The sequence below is a fragment of the Bradyrhizobium sp. SZCCHNPS1003 genome (assembly GCF_032381555.1).
Classification (GTDB): Bacteria; Pseudomonadota; Alphaproteobacteria; order Rhizobiales; family Xanthobacteraceae; genus Bradyrhizobium.
On the sequence record NZ_JAUHIU010000006.1, the window covers coordinates 250,521 to 272,238 of the forward strand.

Consider the following 21,718-nt stretch of genomic DNA (forward strand, 5'->3'; position numbering starts at 1 on the left):
TCATTCAGCCGGTTCGGGCTGCAGATCCGGCGATGTCTGCGCCGCCCGGACGGGCTCCAGCCACGCGCCGAGCGCCGCCAGGAAGGATTCGTTGCTAAGGATCGAGAAGTGGTCGTCGCCGGCCACGCCACAATCCGCCGCGTGCGGCAGCCGCGCCGCGAGCCGATCGCGCTGTCGAAGCCGGCCGGACGTCCACCAGCAGCCGGGTGCTGCAACGAGATCGGCCGGCCATTCGGCCGCCCGAGCCAGTTGCGCGAGGTGGCGCCCGACCCTGAAGGCCGCGACGATATCGTCGACGCCGAGAAGACCGTCGCGCGGCTGCAGTGGCGCCATGCCGATTGCATCGGCGACCAGGCGCCGGATCACCTCGTCCGTCACCGGCGCGTCGGCGGAGCGGATCGCCGACACCTGCGACGTGATCGCTGAAGACTGTACGTCCGGTACCGTGACCGACAGCAGCGCCAGCACATCGTCGGTCCAGTGCCGTCCGACCGACGGGTGCTCGCCACCATGCGGATGCGGAACGAAGCTGTCGATCAGCGCCAAGCGCTCGACCCGCTCACCGCACCGTTCCAGTTCGGCGGCAACCAGGCATGCGACCAGCCCGCCGAGCGACCAGCCGATCAGATGATAGGGTCCTTTGCTTTGCGTCCGCACGATCTCATCGACATAGTCAACGGACATCGCCGCCAGCGACTGGTCTATGAAGGATGGTTCGACCAGCGTCCGGCACTGCAGTCCGATCAGTTGCCTCTGTCCCTCCAAACGGCGCGCCAGCGGCGCATAGTCGAACACCGTGCCGAATCCGCCGTGAAGGCAGAACACCGGCGGCGTGCCATCGACCGGCGAACTCAGGGGCAGCAGCACCGACGGCCGCGTGGATGATGCTGCGGGGGTGCGGAGCAAGGCGCGAATGGTCGGCCTCTGCAGGAGATCGCGCAGCTTGATCTCGCCATCGAGGACCGGGTCGCGGCGAAGTCGCGCGATCACCTTGAGGCTGAGAATCGAATTGCCGCCGAGTTCGAAGAAGTTGTCGGTGACGCCAACTTGCGCGACGCCGAGAACCTCCGCCCACAGCTTCGCCATCGCGACTTCGGCAGCGCTTTCCGGCGCGATGAACGCGGCCGCGGCAGCGATGTCCGGCGCGGGCAACGCCTTGCGATCGACCTTGCCGCTCGACAGCGTCGGCAGGCGCTCGAGCACGATGATGCGGGATGGAATCATGTAGGCCGGCAAGGTCCGGCGCAGCGCGGCGGTCAGCGCCGCGGACAGCCGCTCGGCCGCAGCGGCGGCGGCGTCGCATGGCGCTCGCGGCGCCACATAGGCCACCAGCTGATTGCCACCCGCTCCGGGTACGGCGATCACGGCGGCCTGCGCGACTGCTGGGTCGCTCAGCAGAGCCGATTGGATTTCGCCAAGCTCGATCCGGAAGCCGCTGACCTTGACCTGATCGTCGCTGCGTCCGAGATATTCGATCGTGCCGCTCGCATCCCATCGCGCCAGGTCGCCGGTGCGGTAGAGACGTGCGCCCTCGTTCGTCGAAAATGGATCCGGCACAAAGCGTTCCGCCGTCATGCCTGGCTTGGCGTGGTACCCGCGCGCGAGCCCGAACCCGCCGATGTAGAGCTCGCCGGCGGCGCCCGCTGGAACGAGATTCAGGAAGGCATCGAGGATGTAGGCCGTGCGGCGGCCGACGGGACTGCCGATCGGCGCATAGGCCTTGTCACACTCCGCGCTGCCGTCGACCTTCCAGACGAGCGGTGTCACGACGGTCTCGGTCGGACCATATCCGTTGATCAGGATCTGCGGCTTCAGCGTCCGCCTGACCTTGTCGAAGCCGGCCTTCGGCATGGCCTCGCCGCCGAACGAATACAGCCTCACCGGCGGCGGATTGCCGGTCTGCGCCACCCACTCGGCGACCTGCTGGAGATAGGCCGGCGGCAGGCCGATGTGCGTGATGCGCTGGGCATGAAGCGTCGCAACGGTCTGCTCGGGGGTCCATAGCTCAGCATCGCGCATGACCAGCCTTGCGCCCTGCGACAGCACCGTGAGCCAGCGCTCATGTGCGCCGTCGAACGCCAGCGACAGGAAATGCAGCTCGCTTGCGTGCTCATCGAGCTCGTAGAGCGAAGCGGTCGCCCTGCAATGCATCGCGAGCGGGCCATGCGCAACCGCAACGCCCTTCGGCCGCCCGGTCGATCCTGACGTGTAGATCACATAAGCGAGGTTCTCCGGATGCAGATGAGGATCCGGCGCATGATGCGGACCGGCTTCGAAACCAAACGAGGCGAGATCGATGGCCCGAACGCCGGCGATGGCGGCGACGTGACGCGAGCCGGACAGCAGAACCGTGATGCCGGCGTCACGCATCACAAAGTCAATGCGGTCCGGCGGCAGCTCGGGATCAAGCGGCACATAGGCTCCGCCGGCCTTCAGCACGGCGAGCAGCGCTGCCATCGTGGCGTCGTTGCGCTCGACGACGACCCCGACTCGCTGGTCCGGCCTGAGCCCGGCCTCGATGAGATGGTGCGCGAGCCGATTGGCGCGACGATCGAGCTCGCCGTAGGAGACGTTGCTGCCGCCGATCGTGAGAGCGACACGCTCAGGATTGCGCTGTGCATGACCGCCGATCATTTCGTGCACGAGCGGGCGCGTCGCGGCAGACGCCGCCCGACCATTGCAGACACGTGCTCGCTGCACGTCCTGAGCAGCCGCCGCATCGATCGCGCCGAGCGGGGCATCCGGACTTCGCATCATGACCGCAAGCAGATGTTCGAACTGTGCCCTCACCTGCTCCGCCTGATCCGGCGTGAAGTGGCTCGGCATATAGGTGAATTCGACCTGCAGCGTATCCTCGACCAAGACGGACAGATCCATCGGATAGTTGGTGACGTCGACATTGCGCAGCTCGCCGAATTGAAGCGAGCCATCACCCTGCAGCAGGCCACGCTCGACCGGATAGTTCTCGAACACGATGATGCTGTCGAACATGGTTTCGCCGGCACGCCCGGCCCAGCTCTGGATGTCGTAGAGCGGCGTCTGCTCGAAGTTGCGCATCGCGGCGTTACGGTCCTGCATGGCGCGCAGCCAGTCACCGATCAGAACATCCGGCGGGGGCGCCTCGATCATCGGCAGCGTATTGATGAACAGGCCGATCATCTGCTCGGCGCCGTCGAGACCGGGCGGACGGCCAGCGACGGTGACGCCGAACGTGATGGTCTGCTGGCCGGTGTAGCGCTGCAGCAGCAGCGCCCAGACGCCCTGGATGAGCGTGTTCAGCGTGATGCGCTCGTGCCGTGCGAACGCCTTCAATGCCGCGGTCGCATCCTTGTCGAGCCGCGTGTAGCAGCGGCGATGTCCGTGCGCATCGTGGCGCCGCGCGCCGAAGGCATCGGCCAGTTGCGTCGGCTGGTCGAAGGCCGTGAGTTGTCCTCGCCAGAAGCGCTCGGCCGCCTGCGCGTCCTGGGCCAGAAGCCAGGCAACATAGTCGCGATAGTGCGCCGAACGAGCCGTGAGCGCCCGCCCGGCATAGCGCTGCAGGATTTCGGCGATGAAGCGGGCCGAGCTCCAGCCATCCATCAGGATGTGGTGGTAAGTCCAGATCAGGCGATGGCGATCGTGGTCGAGCCGCAACAGGCGGACACGCTGCAGCGGCGGTACCGCGAGATCGAACTCGGCGTCACGCTCTGCGGCCAGGGTCGCTGACAGCCGCGCCTCATCGACGGCCTGTCCGCGCCAGTCTTCCGTCGTGAACGGCACGCTCGCCTCGCGATGGACCGCCTGCAGCGGTGCGCCGGACAGCTCGCGCCAGAGGAAACCGGTGCGCAACATCGGATGACAAGCAGAGACCTCCTGCCACGCGCTGCGCAGCCGCTCGACGTCCAGCCCTCGGATCTCGACGCTGACCTGGTTGACATAGACGCCGCTGCCGGCATCGCGCAGGCTGTGAAACAGCATGCCCTGCTGCATCGGCGAGAGCGGATAGACGTCCTCGATGCGGTCCCAGTCGACACCAAGCCGCGCGAGCTCCTCACTCGTCAGTCCCGACAATGCGCCGCGCGCGACGGTAACCGGGGGCTGGTCGTTCCGCGCCACCAGGCAGGCCGGCGCGAGCAGCTCGATCGTCTGCAGCCGGAACACGTCTCTCGGCTCCAGCTCGAGACCGGCGCGGCGTGCGCGACTGACCATCTGCAGCGAGATGATCGAGTCGCCGCCGAGCTCGAAGAAGTTGTCGGTGACGCCGACATCCACCTGGTGCAGCAGCTCGGCCCAGATCGCAGCGAGTGCGGCCTCGGTCGGATTGCGTGGCGCGATGCGCTGTCCCTGTCCAAGCCGCGTACCGGGCAACGGCAACGCCTTGCGATCGATCTTGCCGTTCGGTGTCAGCGGCAGCCGCGGCAGCACCATCACGCGCGACGGCACCATGTAGTCTGGCAGCGCTGACGCGAGAGTCGCGCGCAGCTCGGCCCCGTCGAGCGCATCGCCGCCGCTGACATAGCCGACGAGCTGCCGGCCGCCGCCGAGTTCCTGCGCCACCACGACGCTGTCGCGCACGCCGGGCTGTGATCGCAACCGCACCTCGATCTCGCCGAGCTCGATGCGGTGGCCGCGGATCTTCACCTGGTGATCGGCGCGGCCGACATAATCGAGCAATCCATCGGGCCGCCACCGCGCCAGATCGCCGGTCCGGTACAGCCGCGCACCGGGATCGCCGAATGGGTCGGGAATGAAGCGCTCGGCGCTGAGCGCCGGACGGCTCCAATAGCCACGGGCCAGGCCCTCGCCACCGATGAAGAGTTCGCCTGTCACGCCGATGGGCGCGCGGTTGAGACCGCCGTCAAGCACATGGAGCGTGGTGCTGCCGATCGGGCCGCCCAGGACGGGTGCGGGATCGCGCGCATCGAGCCGATGGCGCGCCGACCACACCGTGGTTTCCGTCGGTCCAAACAGGTTCCAGACCTCGTCTCCGAGCGCGAGCAGCCGGAGCGCCAGGTCGGGAGCCAGCGCCTCGCCGCCGCTCAGCAACCGGCAGCGCCGAGGAAGCCATCCGTGCGAATCGTCGTCGTGATCGAGCAGCATGCGCCAGCTCGACGGCGTCGCCTGGATCATGGTCACGCCCTGCCGGGCCACGATCGCCTTCAAGGCCGCCGGATCATGGGCCGAGGCGCGATCCGCCAGCACGATCCGAGCGCCACGCGTCAGCGGCAGCCAGAGCTCGAGCACCGCGATGTCGAACGACAGCGAGGTCAAACCGAGCACGCGGTCGTCGCGCGCAATGCCGGGCTGCTCAGCCATCGTCGCCAGGAAATTCGTCACGGCGCCATGGCGCACCATCACGCCCTTGGGCAGGCCGGTCGAACCGGAGGTGTAGATGACGTAAGCGAGGCTTTCAGGATGGATGGCGACGTCGAGATTGCCTGCGTCGACCGTTTCTTCTCCAGCCACCTCGTCCAGCAGCCAAGCCTGGGCGTGGCCGCCTGCCAGCACCGGCGCGAGCCCGTCGTGGAGCGTCGCTTGCGTCAGCAACAGCTTCGCGCCGCCGTCGCTCAGCATGTGCGCGAGACGCTCGGCCGGATAGTCCGGATCGAGCGGCAAATAGGCTCCGCCTGTCTTGAGCACCGCGAGCAGCGCCACCATCATCGTGACACCGCGCTCGAGCGCCAGCCCCACCACCACGTCGGGACCTACGCCATGCTCCCTGAGCCTGTGGCCGAGCCGGTTCGCGCGCGCGTTCAGCGCGCCATAGCTGATCGTCTCCTCATTGTGCACGAGCGCGATCGCATCGGGCGCGCGCTCTGCTTGCGCCTCGAACTGAGCGACGACGCTCGCTGTCGTCACGGCCCCCGCCGAATCGTTGACCCGCGCCAGCAGCGCGAGGTCTGCGGAATCATCGGCCGCAATGCAGCCGACCGCCTGCTCGGCATCGCGAGTGATGGCCGCGAGCAGTTGCACGAACGCCATCTGCAGCCGACGGATCTCGACTTCGTCGAAATGTTGCTGCTGGAAATTGAACACCAACCGCAGCTCTCTTTCGAGACCGATGCTCACGAACAGCGGATAGTTGCTCGTTTCGAGGATCCTCGTCCGGCTGACGCTCAGGCGGCCATCCTTGGTCTTCAAGGCCTCGTCGACCGGATAGTTCTCGAACACGAGAATGCTGTCGAACAGCGGACGCCCTGCCCGGCCCGCGATCCGCTGGATGTCGGCCAGCGGCATCCAGCCGTGATCCCGCAAGGCGAGATTGCGATCCTGCAGGTCGCGCAACCACGCGCCGATCCGCTGCTGCGGATTCTCGGCGTCGACCACCGGCAAGGTGTTGATGAACAGGCCGACCATCTCCTCGGCGCCGGCGAGCCCGGCGGGTCGGTCGGACACCGTCACGCCGAAGCAGACCGTGTCCTGGCCGGTGAATCGACGGAGCAATTGCGCCCATGCCGCCTGCATCACCGTGTTCAGCGTGACCCGCTCGCGGGTCGCGAAACGTTGCAGTCGCTCGCTGAGATCGACGTCCACCGCCATGGTGAGCGAGCCATGGCCCACGCGCCCGTCGACCGCAGGCTGCGCTAGCAGGCTCGGCTCGTCGAGCCCGGCCAACGCCGCTCGCCAGAACTCGGCCGCAGCACCATGGTCCTGCGCCTGCAGCCAGGCGATGTAGTCGCGGTAGCGCGGCGGCTGTCCCTGCAGCGCCGCCTGCTCCTCGTGCTGCATCACCTCGGCGATGAAGCGGGCCGAACTCCAGCCGTCCATCAGGATATGATGATGAGTCCAGATCAGCCAGTGCGCATCGTCGGCGATCCAGATCAGCCTCACGCGCTGCAGCGGCGGCCGCGAGAGATCAAAGCCGTCGACGCGCTCGCGGTCTGCAACCGTCGTGAGCACAGCATCCAAGGCGGCCGGAGCAAGCCCAGCCGCACGCTCCCGCCAGTCCTCCTCGACGAAGGAAACGTCGGCGTCACGATGCACGACCTGCTGCGGCGTTCCTGACAATTCACGCCACAAGAAGCCGGTGCGAAGCACGGCATGACGATGGCTGACAGCCTGCCACGCGGCTTGCAGCTTGCCGGCGTCGAGACCGCGGATCTCGGCCGCAACCTGGTTGACGTAGACCCCGGTGCCGTCGTCGTGCAACGCGTGGAACAGCATGCCCTGCTGCATCGGCGACAGCGGATAGATGTCCTCGACCTCGCGCCAATCCAGCATCAGCGCGTCGAGCTCGGCCTGGCTCAGCTTCGACAGCGGCACATCGGATGGCGTCACGCCGTGGACGCCGCTCGTGCAGTGATCGACCAGCTCACGGAGCGCCGCCTCGAAACAGCCTGCGACGCGGGTCACGGTCTCGCGTCGATAGCGCTTCCTGCTGAAGCCGAACGATAGCTCCAGACGACCGTCGAGCACCCTCGCATTGATGGCGATATGGTGGCGCAACGGGCTCGATGCCGCACGCGACGGGCCGGCGCTCTCGGGCGCGATCGAGAACAGCGCAGTCTCGTCCGTGCTGCCATCGACCTGACCGAGATAGTTGAACCCGATGCGCGGCTGCGCTCCCGTCGTCAGCGTCGCACGCTGGGCATCAGAACCCAGATAGCGCAGGACGCCGTAACCAAGTCCCCGGCTGGGGACTGACCGCAGCATCTCCTTGGTCGTCTTGATCAGCACCGCGGGTGGCTGCGATCCAGCCATCAGATGTACCGGAAACGCAGTCGTGAACCAGCCGATGGTTCGTGACAGATCGAGCCCGCCGCCCAGATCCTCGCGGCCGTGGCCTTCGAGCTCGACCGTCATGATTTCGCGGCCCGACCACCGCCACACCGCGCGCGCGAGCGCCGACAGCAGCAGATCATTGACCTGGGTTCTGTACGCGCCGTGCGCCGTACCCAGCAGACGCGCGGTCAGCTCGGCGTCGATCACAAGCGGCACGTCGTCGGCGTCGGCGATCGTATCCCGATCCGCATGATCAGAATCGCATGGCACGTCGTCCGCCCGCCGGAGCCCTGACCAGTAGTCCAGCTCGGCAACCAGCGCATCCGAGGCCGCGTGTGCGCGTAGCGCTGCGCCCCATTGGGCGTAGGCGTGCGTCTTGGCCGGCAGTGTCGCCTCTTGCCCGCGCATGAGCTGCTCATAGGCAGCCGCGAGATCCTCCAGCAGCACGCGCCACGACACGCCGTCGATCACGAGGTGATGGATCACGATCAGGAGGCGCTGCTCGCCCTCCGGCAGATCCATGCCGACCATCCGCACCAAACGACCATGCGCGAGCGAGAGGCTCGCCTGGACCTCTGCGGCGAGCGCGGTGACCGCCTCGCCGTCGGCCAACTCGCACGACCGCAACAGGTCCGACACAGCCGGCCCCGGCCCGTGCTCGGCGCGCCAGACACCGTCGATGCGTTCGAAGCGCAGTCGCAGTGCGTCGTGATGCGCGACGACGGCCACCGCTGCGCGTCGCAACACGTCCCAGTCGAGCCGCCGCCGCGGCCGCAGCAGCAAAGCCTGATTCCAGTGATCAGGGGCGTCCAGTTCCTGCTCGAAGAAGCGGAGCTGAATCGGCAGCAACGGAAGTGGCCCGGCGATGCGCCCCTGCTCTGCCGTCGTCTCCAGCCGGACGATCACCCGCGCGTCGCGCGCCAGGGCTTCCAGCGTCTGGTGCTTGAAGACGTCTCGCGGCTCGACCAGAAGGCCGGCCCGCCGCGCACGGCTGACCATCTGCAGCGAGATGATGGAATCGCCACCGAGCTCGAAGAAATTGTCGGTCATCCCGACATCCGGCTGATGCAGCAGCTCGGCCCAGATGGTGGCCAACGCAGCCTCGGCGGGCGTCCGCGGCGCAATCCGCATCGCCGCAACGGGCGCCTCCGGCGCCGGCAGCGCGTTGCGATCGACCTTGCCATTCACCATCAGAGGCAGGCGGTCGAGGACCATGATCCGCGCCGGCACCATGTGGTCCGGCAGCGTTGCGGACAGGGCCTCACGCAGCGTCGCAGCATCGAGCATGCCGTCGCCGCAGACATAGCCGACCAGCTGCCGGCCCACGCCGAAATCCCTGGCGATCACAACGGCCGCGCTGACCGAGGGCTGCTGCAGGAGCCGCGCTTCGATCTCGCCGAGCTCGATGCGGAAGCCGCGAACCTTCACCTGGTGATCGGCCCGGCCGACATAGGCGATGGCGCCGTCGCTGCGCCAGCGCGCCAGATCGCCGCTTCGATAGAGCCGCGCGCCGGGAGGTCCGAAAGGATCGGGAATGAAGCGCTCGGCCGTCAGCGCCGCGCGCCCGAGATAGCCGCGCGCCAGCCCGTCTCCGCCGATATGGAGCTCGCCCGTCGTTCCCTCGGCGACCGGATTGAGATCGGCATCGACAATGCGCAGGGTCGTGCCCGGGATCGGAAATCCGATCGGCACGCCCGATCCGCTCGGCCCGCGACAGTGCCAGAAGCTGGCATTGATGAGCGCTTCGGTCGGCCCATACCGATTGTCGAACCGGATCGCGGGGAACACCGAATAGACCTGGTCCTTCAGCTGGACCGGCAGGGCCTCGCCACCGGAGAACAGGCGCTTCAAGGTCACGCATCGCTGAACCTCTGGCTCAGCCACGAATTGCGCGAGCATCTGCGGCACGAAATGCAGCGTGGTCACGCCATGCGCAGTGACCGCATCGATCAGCCGCTTCGGCTCGCGATGTGCGCCCGGCGCTGCAATCGCAAGCCGCGCGCCGACGATCAGCGGCCACAGGATTTCCCACACCGCGACGTCGAAGCTGAACGGCGTCTTCTGCAACAGCGTTTCGCTGGGATCGAGCCCGTACTCCTTCTGCATCCATCCTAGCCGTGCCGCCAGGGCGCCGCGCGTGCAGGCCACGCCCTTGGGCACGCCGGTCGAGCCGGACGTGTAGATCACATAGGCGAGGCTCTCGGCATGAACCGGAATCCGAACATCGGAGCCATCAGTGGCGCGCAAACCGCGCCCCTCACGGGCGCCGTCGACCACGATCAGCTCGGCGCCCGCCCCTGCCGTGATCTCGATCAGCCGATCGCGCAGTTGCGCCTGCGTCAGCACCAGCCGGGCACCACTGTCGCACAGCATCGCGGCGAGCCGCTTGGCGGGATAGTCCGGATCGAGCGGCAGGTAGCCGGCGCCGGCTTTCATAACGGCCAGCACAGCCACGACCAGGTCGTCGCTGCGCTCGAATGCCAAGCCGACCGGAGCATCCAGAGCGACGCCGGCCTGCCTGATCTGTCGCGCCAGTCGGTTGGCCCGCGCATTCAGTTCGGCGTAGCTGATCCTCTCCTGACCGGAGATCACGGCAATGGCCGCAGGCGACCGTGCGACCTGCTGCTCGATCTGCGTCACGACGTCGACGAAGTCGTCATTCACCGCCCGCGCGACAGGTCCCGAGCCCCAGCCGAGCACTCGATGCAAAGCGGCGGCGTCCAATCCATGCAGCTCTGCAACCGGTCGGCTGCTATCGTCGGCAATGCGCGCGAGCAGACAGGCGAAAGCTGCCTGTATCCGCTCGATCTGCGCCTGGTCGAACCGGCTGCGATCGTAGCGGAATCCAAGCCGGATGCCCCTGTCCGTCACGAACACCGCGACCGTGAGCGCATAGTTCGTGATCGAGATCTGCTCGGCGCGGCTGGCACGCGGCCCCTCGCCGGCCTGATCGCGCAGCGCCGCATCGACCGGATAGTTCTCGAACACGAAGATGGAGTCGAACAGCGGCCGGCCGGCGCGGCCCGCAAGCCGCTGAATCTCGTGGAGCGGCATCCAGCCATGCTCGCGCAGGTCGACGTTGCGATCCTGCAAACCGCGCAGCCAATCACCGACCGACGTCTGAGGTCTCGCATCCTCGAACACGGGCACGGTGTTGATGAACAGGCCGACGGTCTCCTCCACGCCCGCGATCTCAGGCGGCCGGCCGGAGATCGTGGCGCCGAAGCAGACGACATCCTGGCCGGTCAAGCGCCGCAGCAGCTGTCCCCAGGCCGCTTGCACGACCGTGTTCAGGGTCACCCGCTCGCGCCGCGCCACGACCTGCAGCCGCTCCGTCGTCGCCGCATCGATGACGAGATCGATCGAGCCATGGCCGTCGGCAGGCGCGGCCGGCCCGCCCAGCGCATCGGCAAGCAGGCTCGGCTCGCCGACCGTCGAGAGCGAGCGTGCCCAGAACGCACTCGACGCATCGCGATCCTGCTGCTGCAGCCAGGCAATGTAGTCGCGATAGCGGCCGCGTGGGGCGGACAGCGACGCGCCACCGACATGCTGCATGATCTCGCCGATGAGCCTTGCCGCGCTCCAGCCGTCGAGCAGGATGTGATGATGTGTCCAGATCAGGCGGTGCACACCGCCGCCGAGATCGATGAGACGGACCCGCTGCAATGGCGGACGCGACAGGTCGAAGCCGGCCCGCCATTCGGCTGCGGCCACATCGGCCAGCGCCGCGTCACGCGCGGCCTGATCCATCGAGTCCACACGGTCGCGCCAGTCCTCCTCGACGAAGGGGACAGGAACCTGCCGGTGGACGACCTGCTGCGGCGCGCCCGACAATTCTCTCCACACGAACACTGTCCGCAGCACCGCGTGTCTCGCCGTCACCGCCTGCCACGCCGCGCGCAATCGCGCCGCGTGCGCACCGCTGATGTCGACGGCGATCTGGCTGACATAGTTGCCGCTGTCACCATCGCGCAGCGCGTGGAACAGCATGCCCTGCTGCATCGGCGACAGCGGATAGATATCCTCGATATCGCGCCAATCGCGCGACGCTCCGAGCAGGTCGAGCTCCGGCTGGCTGAGGCCTGAGAGCGGAACGTCCGACGGCGTGAGGCCGTATACGCCGCTCGTGCAATGCGCGACGAGTTCGCGCAGGGCCGCGGAATAGCACGCGGCCAGCCGCTCGATCGTCGCGCGGCGATAGCGTCGGCGGCCGAAGCTGAATGTCAGCCTCAGCTGGCCATCAAGCACTTGACCGTTGATGCTGAGCCAGCGCCCGAGCGGCGCGCTGGCGCTGCGTGACGGCCCCGCGCTTTCCGGCGCGAGCGCGAAGGCAAGGTCAGAGCCGGCGCCGAACTGGCCGAGATAGTTGAAGACGATCCGCGGCTCGGCTCCGCCCGTCAGGGCGGCGCGCTGCTCGGGGCTGCCGCAATAGCGCAGCACGCCGTAGCCGAGCCCGCGCGCCGGGATGGCCCGTAATTCCTCCTTGATCGATCTGATCAGCGTGGCGCTATCGCCAGCACAGCCGGCGAGTCGAACGGGAAACGCGGTCGTGAACCAGCCGACCGTTCGCGACAGGTCGAAGCCCTCGAAAATGTCTTCCCGGCCGTGACCTTCGAGCTCGACCAGACATTCATCGAGCCCGCTCCAGCGGCTGACCGCGCGGGCCAGCGCCGCCAGCAGCAGGTCATTGACCTGGGTCCTGTAGGCAGCGGGCGCCTGCTTGAGCAGTTGCCCGGTCATGTCGGTATCGAAGGACACGACGACATCCTCACCATCGGCGACGCGATCGGTCTCGCCGTGATCATCGTCGCATGGCACGTCGCCGGCGGCGGTCCGCTGTCTCCAATAGTCGAGCTGACCAGCCAGCTCCTCGCTGGCGGCGTAGTCTTCGAGACTGATGCCCCATGACGCCATGGACCGGCTCTTGGAAGGCAGAGCAATCGCGGCCGCGCCCTGCGCCACCTGTCGATACGCCGAGGCGATGTCCTCGAGCAGCACGCGCCATGACACGCCATCGACGACGAGATGATGCACGACGATGAGAAGCCTCTGGCTGCCGTCGGCAACGTCCATGCCGACGAGCCGCAGCAACGGTCCCTGCAGAGACAGGCTTGCCTGCGCGGTCGCGGCAGCCGAGGTGACCTCAGCCGCATCGGCGACGGTGCGGATCCAGAGCAGATCGGCGCTCGCCGGCATCGCGCCGTATCTCGCCTGCCACTCTCGGTCGCTTTGCCGAAATTGCAGCCGCAGGGCATCGTGATGCGCCACCACGGCCTCGACCGCCTGCGCCATCACCCACCAGTCGAGCCGCGCCGACGGCACGAGCATCAACGCCTGATTCCAGTGATGCCGTTCGCCGGCGTCCTCGGCAAAGAAGCGGCGCTGGATCGGCAACAGCGGCACCGGATCGCCATCGCGCGCAAGCGGCTCAGCGGATGCAACGACGGCCCGATCGCGACGCGCGACCCGCGCCAGCTCCTGCAGCGTCTGATGCCGGAACAGGTCGCGCGGCTCGATGGCAAGCCCGCGCTGGCGCGCACGTCCGACCACCTGCAGCGAGATGATGGAATCGCCGCCGAGCTCGAAGAAATTGTCGGTCAGGCCCACCCGCGAATGGCCAAGCAATTCCGCCCAGATCGCCGCCAGCTCCAATTCCGCGGGGGACTGCGGCGCGACGTAGTCGGTCTCGGCAGACAATTGCTCGGGCGTCGGCAAGGCGTCGCGATCGACCTTGCCATGAGCGGTGAGCGGCATCCGCGGCATCAGCACGATCCGCGCCGGAACCATGTAGTCCGGCAGCGCCTCCGAGAGCGCCGCCCGCAGCCCGGTCTCGTCGAGGCCGTCCCCGCCGCAGACATAGCCGACGAGCTGCTGGCGTCCGCCGATCTCGCGTGCCACCACCACCGCCGACTGAACACCCGCCTGCCGCGTCAGCCGTGCCTCGACCTCGCCCGGCTCGAGGCGGAAGCCGCGGATCTTGAGCTGGTGGTCGGACCGGCCGACATAGTCGATGACGCCATCGGCGCGCCAGCGCGCCAGATCGCCGGTGCGATACAGCCGCGCGCCAGGCGCGCCGAACGGATCGGGGATGAAGCGCTCCGCCGTCAGCGCCGGCCGATTCCAATAGCCGGCCGCGAGCCCCTCGCCGCCGATATGAAGCTCGCCGGTGACGCCGACCGGAACGATGTTGAGATCGCCGTCGAGAACATAGGCCGAGCGCCGGCCGACAGGACGGCCGATCGGTGCATAGGCGCAGTCGATCTCGGCATCGACGTCGACCTTCCAGACCAGCGGCGTGACCACTGTCTCCGTCGGACCGTAGCCATTGATCAGCTTGCGCGGCCGCAGCGCCTGCCTGACCTTGTCGAAGCCCGATTTGGGCATTGCCTCGCCGCCGAACGAATACAGCGACACGGGCGGCGGATCGCCGCGCCACGCCGCGAAGTCGGCGAGCTGCCGCAGATAGGCCGGCGGAAAGCCGGCATTGGTCACCCGCTGCGCGCCCATCACGTCGAGCGTCTTCTCCGCCGACCAGAGATCGGCATCACGCATCACCAGCGCGGCGCCGCAGCCCAGCGCGGTCCACAACCGCTCATGCGCGCCGTCGAACGTAAAGGAGAGGAAGTGCAGCTCGCGCGACTGCCGGCCCATCTCGTAGAGCTCGGCGGTGGCCTCGCAATGCATTGCGAACGATCCGTGAGCGACCGCAACGCCCTTCGGCACGCCGGTGGAGCCGGACGTATAGATCACGTAGGCGAGGCTCGAGGGATGGACATCGACCGCCGGGTCGCTCTCCGTCGTCTCAGCCGCCATCGCGCCGAGATCGACGACCGCGATCCCCGGCATCGGCGGCCATTGCGACAGTCCCGCCGCATCGACCAGCACGACGCGCGCGCCGGCATCTCGAACGGTGGCGGCCAGCCGCGCTGGCGGATGATCCGGATCGAGCGGCAGATAGGCCGCGCCGGCCTTCAGGACGGCAACAAAACCGGCGACGAGATCGGGCGAGCGCCGCATCGAGAGCCCGACGAGCTCGCCGGGACGAACGCCGAGCGTTGCAAGATGCTGTGCGATGGCGTTGGCGCGGCGATCGAGCGCCTGATAGGTGATCGTCTCGGCCCCCAACACCAGGGCCGCTGCGCTCGGCGTCTCCTTTGCGTGCCGGGCGAACATCCGATGCACCGGCTGGAACGGCATGAGCGCGGGAGGGCAAGCGTTCCACTGTCTGACGTCGTCGCGTTGCCGGGCCGACAACAGCTCCAATGCCGCGATCCGACGTGTGGGATCCGCGACCATCGCCTGTAGGATCGTCAGCCAATGCCCGGCGAGCCGTGCGATGGTCGACCGGTCGAACAGCGCGGTGGCAAAGGAGAACAGCGCCGAGACGTCTCCCGACGGCGCCTCCTCGCTGTCGAGAGCGAGGTCGAATTTCACCGTGTCGATCTCTGCCGCGATCGTCTCGATCTGCAATTCGGACGCAGCCGGCGCATGCGCCGGCTCGCGCCGATGCTGATGGTTATAGAGCACCTGGAATAGCGGCATCTGGCTCAGGCTGCGCTGCGGCTGCAGCACGTCGAGCAGCCGCTCGAATGGAAGATCCTGGTGATCCTGGGCCTCGAGCGAGGCCTCGCGCAGTGCCTTGATGACTTCGCCGATCGTACCCTGACTGTCGATCCGTGTGCGCAGCACCTGGGTGTTGACGAGCAGGCCGATCAGACGCCGCGTCTCCGACCGGTCGCGATTGGCGAGCGGAACGCCGACGCTGATGTCGGGCTGGCCGCTGTAGCGATAGAGCACCAGCTTCAGCGCCGCCAGCAGAACGACGAACAACGTCGTGTGCTGTCCCCGCGCCAGCTCGCGCAGGCGATCGGCAAGCTCCGCCCCGAGCGACAGCCGTATGGCATCGCCGGATTGATCGGCCTGGGCTGACCTCGGCCGATCGAACGGCAGCGGCAGCATGGCCGTGTCATGGAGACGGCCGGTCCAGTAGCGAAGCTGCCGCTCCTCCTCGACGGCACCGAGCCACAGTCGCTGCCAGGCTGCGAAATCGGCGTAGTCGATCTCGAGCGCCGGCAGCGAGGCCGCCTCGCCGCAGGCGGCGGCGTGATAGAGCTGCCAGAACTCGTCGGTGAGAACCTGCATCGACCAGCCATCGGCGACGATGTGGTGCAGCGTGACGGAAAGGATATGGTCGTGCTCGCCAAGTCCCAGCAGCGCCGCGCGCAGCAGCGGTCCGGATTCCAGATCGAACGGCAACGCCGCTTCCTCACGCAGCAGCCGGCGCGCCTGCTGCTCGCGGTCATCGCCCGCGATCTCGATGCGGCGAAGCGCGACAGGCGCCGGCAACCCTACGATCTGCTCTGGCTCGCCGTCGTCCTGCCGGAACGTCGTGCGGAGCGCGGCATGGCGCATGACGAGTTCATCGAGCGCCCTTTGGAGCGCACCAACATCAAGCCGACCCCGCAACCGGATCGCGACCGGCATGTTGTAGGCGGAGCCGCCCGGATCCATCCGCCACAGGAACCAGAGGCGGGCCTGCGCGAACGACAACGGCGCGCGCTGCAGATGCTGCCGGGCGATCGGCAAGATCGACAGATCGATCCCCTTGGCCGCCAACTGCGTCAGGAACGCGCGCTGCTTCGACGCATCGAGACGCACCAACCGACGCGCGATTTCGCCGAGCTGCTGGGCCTGGAGTCCGGACTGATCATTCATTGGCAAACTCGACTTCCTCAAGCAGATCGAACATGGCGGCGATGTCGTCGCTCCGCCTGCTCATCGGCGGGTCCGCGGCGAGCGCAGACGCTATGGCCTCGATCGTGGTCAGCTCGAACAACCGCTTCAGCGGCACCTCCCGCGCGAGATCGCGCTTGATGCGGCCGACGAGCTGGACGGCCACCAGCGAGTCGCCGCCGAGCTCGAAGAAATTGTCGGTGACGCCGACGTCCGGCCTGTGCAGCAGCTCTGCCCAGATCGCCGCGAGTGCGGCCTCGGTCGGATTGCGCGGGGCGATGCGATGCGCTTCGGGAGCCCCGACATCGGGCCGCGGCAGCGCCTTGCGGTCGATCTTGCCGTTCGGCGTCAGCGGCAGCTCCGGCAGCACGATCACGCGCGACGGAACCATGTAGTCCGGCAGCGCTGCTGCGAGCGCAGCGCGGAGGCCGCCGCCGTCGAGCGTATCCTCGCCGCTGACGTAGCCGACCAATTGACGGCCGCCGCCGAGCTCCTGCGCCACGACGACGCTGTCGCGCACGCCCGGCTGCTCCCGCAGCCGCACCTCGATCTCGCCGAGCTCGATCCGATGTCCGCGGATCTTCACCTGATGATCGGCGCGGCCGACATAGTCGAGCACGCCGTCGGCCCGCCAGCGCGCGAGGTCGCCGGTCCGGTACAGCCGCGCGCCGTCGCTGCCGAACGGATCCGGGATGAAGCGCTCCGCGCTCAACGCGGCGCGTTTCCAATAGCCGCGCGCGAGTCCGTCACCGCCGACGAAGAGCTCGCCGGTGACGCCGACCGGCGCCAGATTGAGTTCGGTGTCGAGCACGTACAACCGGGTGTTGCCGATCGGGCTGCCGAGCAGCGGCAACGGATCGGTCGCATCGAGGCGGTGACGCGCCGACCACACCGTGGTCTCGGTCGGCCCATACAGGTTCCAGACCTCGCTGCCCAGCGCGCCCAGCCGCCGCGCCAGGTCCGAGGCCAGCGCCTCCCCGCCGCTCAGCAGGCGACAGCCCTTCGGCAGCCATGGAGCCGTCTCGTGTGTATCGGCCGCGTCGTGATCGAGCAGCATGCGCCAGCTCGACGGCGTCGCCTGGACCATGGTCACGCCGTGCCGTGCCACCATCGCCTTGAGCGCCACCGGATCATGGGCCGCGGCACGGTCGGCGAGCACGATCCGGGCGCCATGGGTCAGCGGCAGCCACAGCTCCAGCACGGCGATGTCGAACGACAACGAGGTCAACGCCAGCACGCGGTCGTCGGCCGCGATGCCCGGCTGCTCGGCCATCGTCGTCAGGAAGTTCGTCACCGCGGCGTGACGCACCATCACGCCCTTGGGCCGACCGGTGGAGCCGGAGGTGTAGATGACGTAAGCGAGGCTCTCCGGATGCACGTCGACGGAAAGATCATCGGTCTGGCCGAGGCCATCGCCGGCCGCCACCTCGAGCAGCCAGGCCTCGGCATCGCTCCGGGCCAGCACCGGCGCGAACCGGTCATGCAGCGTGGCCTGTGTCAGCAGCAGTTTGGCGCCGCTGTCGTTCAGCATGTGCGTGAGACGCTCGGCCGGATAGTCCGGATCGAGCGGCAGATAGGCCGCGCCCGCCTTGAGCACCGCGAGCAGCGCCACCATCATCGTGACGCCGCGCTCCAGCGCCAGCCCGACCACCACATCCGGCCCGATGCCGCGATCCCTGAGCCGCCGCGCCAGGCGGTTCGCCCGCGCATTCAGCGCGCCGTAGCTGATCGTCTCCTGCCCGTGTACGAGCGCGATCGCATCGGGAGATCGCGCCGCATGCACCTCGAACTGCCGGTGCACGCAGAGCGTATCCGCAAAGCTGACAGCCGTCGCATTCCAAGCGCGCAGCAGTCGCGCGCGATCATCCACTGGAACGACATCGAGCTGGCGCACCGGCGTGTGCGGCGCCGCTTCGAGCGCCAGCGCCAGCCGATCGAGCGACTGCTGCATCATCGCGCCGACCCGCTCGGGCGCAACCGGCGCCACGGCCTGGACCGTCAGGTGAAGTCCATGACCGTCGTCATCCACCGCCAGCATCAGCGGATAGTTGGTACGTTCCTCGCCACCGAGCCATTCGACGCCACGCAGAGCCTGGATGGGCTGCGCGTCTGCCCGCGCGTCCTGCCGCTGGCCGTGCCGATAGTTCAGGATCGCGGAGAACAGCGGCGTCGGCGGCGCGACGCCGCTGCAACGCTGGGCCATTGCCAGCGAGGCATGCTCATGAACCATCAGCTCCGCCAGCCGCGCATGCGTTGCGCGAACGCTGTCCTCAACCGACGTGCCGTCGAGATCGAGCCGCAACGGCAGCGTGTTGATGAACAGGCCCAGGCTGCGGCCGGTATCATGGCCAGCCTGCATGCGGCCGAGCAGCACGGTGCCGAACACGACCTGCTCACGTCCGCTGCTGCGCGCCAGCACCTGGCCCCAGGCGACATGACAGAGACTGGCGAGGCTCGCGCCAACGCGCCGCGCCTGCGCGCGCAGCCGCGCATCGAGCGCAGCCGGCAGGGGCAGCTTTGCCTCGCGCACGCCGGCGCCGTCGCTGCGCACCTCGATCAATCCGAACGGCGCCGTCGGCGCATCGATGTCGGCGAGCATGCTGCGGAAGAAGCGCTGCTGAGCATCCTGTCCGCCCGACTTGCGAGTCTCGGCGACGAGGTTGCGGAACGGAATCGGTGGAGAGAGAGCGCTGCGGCGGCCCGCCAGGATCAGTTGCACTTCCTCGTGCAGCGCCTGCAGAGTGGTATGGTCGCCGACCATGTGATGCAGAACGACCAGCAGCAGCAGGCGATCACTTCCTGGGTCGCGGGCGACAACGAGACGCAGCAATGGCGCCTGGGTCAGATCGAGCCGGCAGGAGTTCGGATCGAAGCGGCGCGCCAGCTCGACCTGGGCCGGCTCGTTGCCTTCGAGCGTGACTTCGGTGACGCTTAGCGGTGCCTGGCGCCAGACCACCTGCGCCGGCACCGACAGCCCATCCCAGAGGAACGACGTCCGCAGGACGTCATGCCGGTCGATCACGTCCTGAACGGCCGCAAGATAGCGATCCAGCAGATCACGGCCCGCAAATGCCATCTGCGCGACCAGCACGTAAGGGTCGCCCTCGGTCGCGAGCAGATGATGGAACAGGATTCCCTCCTGCAACGGCGACAGCGCGTAGATGTCCTGGACGTTGACGACGCCGCCGGGCATACGGCCCACCACGCGGTCGATGTCGGGCTGGCTCAGCGCGATCAGCGGCAGCATGTCCGGCGTGATGGCCGGGCTCTCCGCCGTGACCAGGTTGTCGGGGATCGCGATCTCCTCGCCGCGCCGCAGGCTGGCCGCGAGATCGCACAGCACCGGCCTTGCAAACACCGCTTGCGCGTCGATCGTCAGCGCATGGCGCTTCAGCCGGTCCAGCATGCGGACGACGAGCAGCGAATGACCGCCGAGCTCGAAGAAATGATCGTTGCGGCCGACGCGCTCGACGCCAAGCAACTCGCGCCAGATGGCAGCGAGCGTCTGCTCGGCTTCGCCCTGGGGAGGATCATAGGTGGCGTGCGAGAACGCCTCGTCATCCGGCGCCGGCAGCGCCTGCCGGTCGACCTTGCCGTTGGGTGTCAGCGGAAGTGCAGGGACGCGAACGATCGCCGACGGGACCATGTAGTCCGGCAGGCTTCCCTGCAGATGTGAACGGAGTTTCGCGGCCCACGCGCCGGTGTCGTCGGCGTCCTCCGTCGGCACCACATAGGCGATGAGCCTGAGATCGCCCTGCGCATCGCGCCGCGCCAGGACTGCCGAGTCCCGCACGCCAGCCTGCGCATTCAGCCGATGCTCGATCTCGCCGAGCTCGATGCGGAAGCCGCGGATCTTCACCTGATGGTCGTTGCGGCCCAGGAATTCGATGTTGCCGTCGGCGAGATGGCGGCCGAGATCACCGGTTCGATACATCCGCGCATCGGCCGAACGATCGAAGGGATCCGCAGCAAAGCGCTGCGCCGACAGATCGGGACGGTTGAGATAGCCGCGGGCAACCCCTGCCCCGCCGATCCAGATCTCGCCCACGGCGCCGCGCGGCACCGGCATGCCCTGGGCGTCGAGCAGATAGATCCGCGCGTTGGCGATCGGGCGACCGATTGGGACGTCACCGCCGGCGAAGCCGGGCGGACGGCGCCATGCGGTGGCGCAGACGGTCGCTTCCGTCGGCCCGTAGGCGTTGAAGACCGCAATCTCGGGCGGCAGCGCTTCGAACAGCTCCGGCCTTGGCAACTCGCCGGCGAGAACCAGCACCTCGAGCCCGGAGAGCCGGGCGAGGTCCGAGCGGCCCTGCAGCATCGCGGGCGGCAAGGTGGCGTGGGTGATGCGATGTTCGACGAGATAATTCAGCAGCTCCGCCGCGTCGCGATGCTCGCGGCTTCCGAGCAGATGCAGCTCGGCACCGGCACAAAGCGCCATGACGATGTCCCACACGCTTGCGTCGAAGCTGAAGGAGGCGAATTGCACGATCCGGCTGTGCGGACCGGTGTCGAACAGCCCGATCTGGGCCTGCGCGAGATTGACCAGGCCCTGGTGCTCGATCATCACGCCCTTCGGCTGTCCGGTCGAGCCCGAGGTATAGATGACATAGGCGAGGCTGCGCGGCGTCAGGCCACGGGCAACAACATCCGGTGCGCCCTCCGGCAGCCCGCTCCAGGCCGGCGCATCGCTCTCCACATCCACTACCGGACATGCCACGCTGCCGAGCGTACTGGCGCTCGCGCCGTCACAGAGCAGCATCGTCGGCTGAGCATCGGCCACGGTCTCGCGCAGACGCTGCGGCGGATAGGCAGGGTCAAGCGGCAGATAGGCCGCTCCCGCTTTGAGAACCGCGAGCACGCTGACGATCGCATCAATGCCGCGCTGCTGGCAGATCGCGACCAGCCGGTCCGGACCGGCGCCCAGCGCAACGAGATGATGCGCGAGGCGATTGGCGCGCTCCTCGAGCTCGCGATAGCTCAAGCTGACCGCGCCATGCACCAGCGCCACGGCGGAGGGGCGGCGGCGCGCCTGCTCTGCGACGAGCTCCTGGATGCAGCAGTCGGCTGGCGTGAACGACTGCGTGCGGTTCCAGACATCCAGCAGCAGCGTACGTTCCTCGGCCGGCAGCAGCTCGATCCGATCGACCGGCTGGCTGGTGTCGGCGACCATGGCGCGCAGCGCAGCCAGCAGATAGGTGCGATAGCGCTGCACGGACTCGGCGTCGAACAGCGCCGTCGCGTAGTTGAGCTTGCCAGAGATGCGGCCGCCGCTCTCGCTGAGATC

General features: G+C 68.0%; 2 protein-coding genes (1 of these 2 running past the window's edge). Both read right to left on the reverse strand.

Translation table 11 applies throughout. From position 1 onward, the window contains the following. Positions 1-16,416 (reverse strand): non-ribosomal peptide synthase/polyketide synthase, encoded by a 16,416-nt coding sequence (locus tag QX126_RS12505; RefSeq protein WP_315781216.1) that lies wholly within the window; start codon positions 16,414-16,416, stop codon positions 1-3. Next, positions 16,409-21,718, reverse strand: partial view of a non-ribosomal peptide synthetase gene (locus QX126_RS12510; protein ID WP_315781219.1) — the 3' portion only. The gene runs 1,290 nt beyond the window's last position; only the last 5,310 of its 6,600 coding nucleotides appear in the window; the start codon falls outside the window, past its right edge; its stop codon occupies positions 16,409-16,411. Before QX126_RS12510 ends, QX126_RS12505 begins: the two co-directional genes overlap by 8 nt.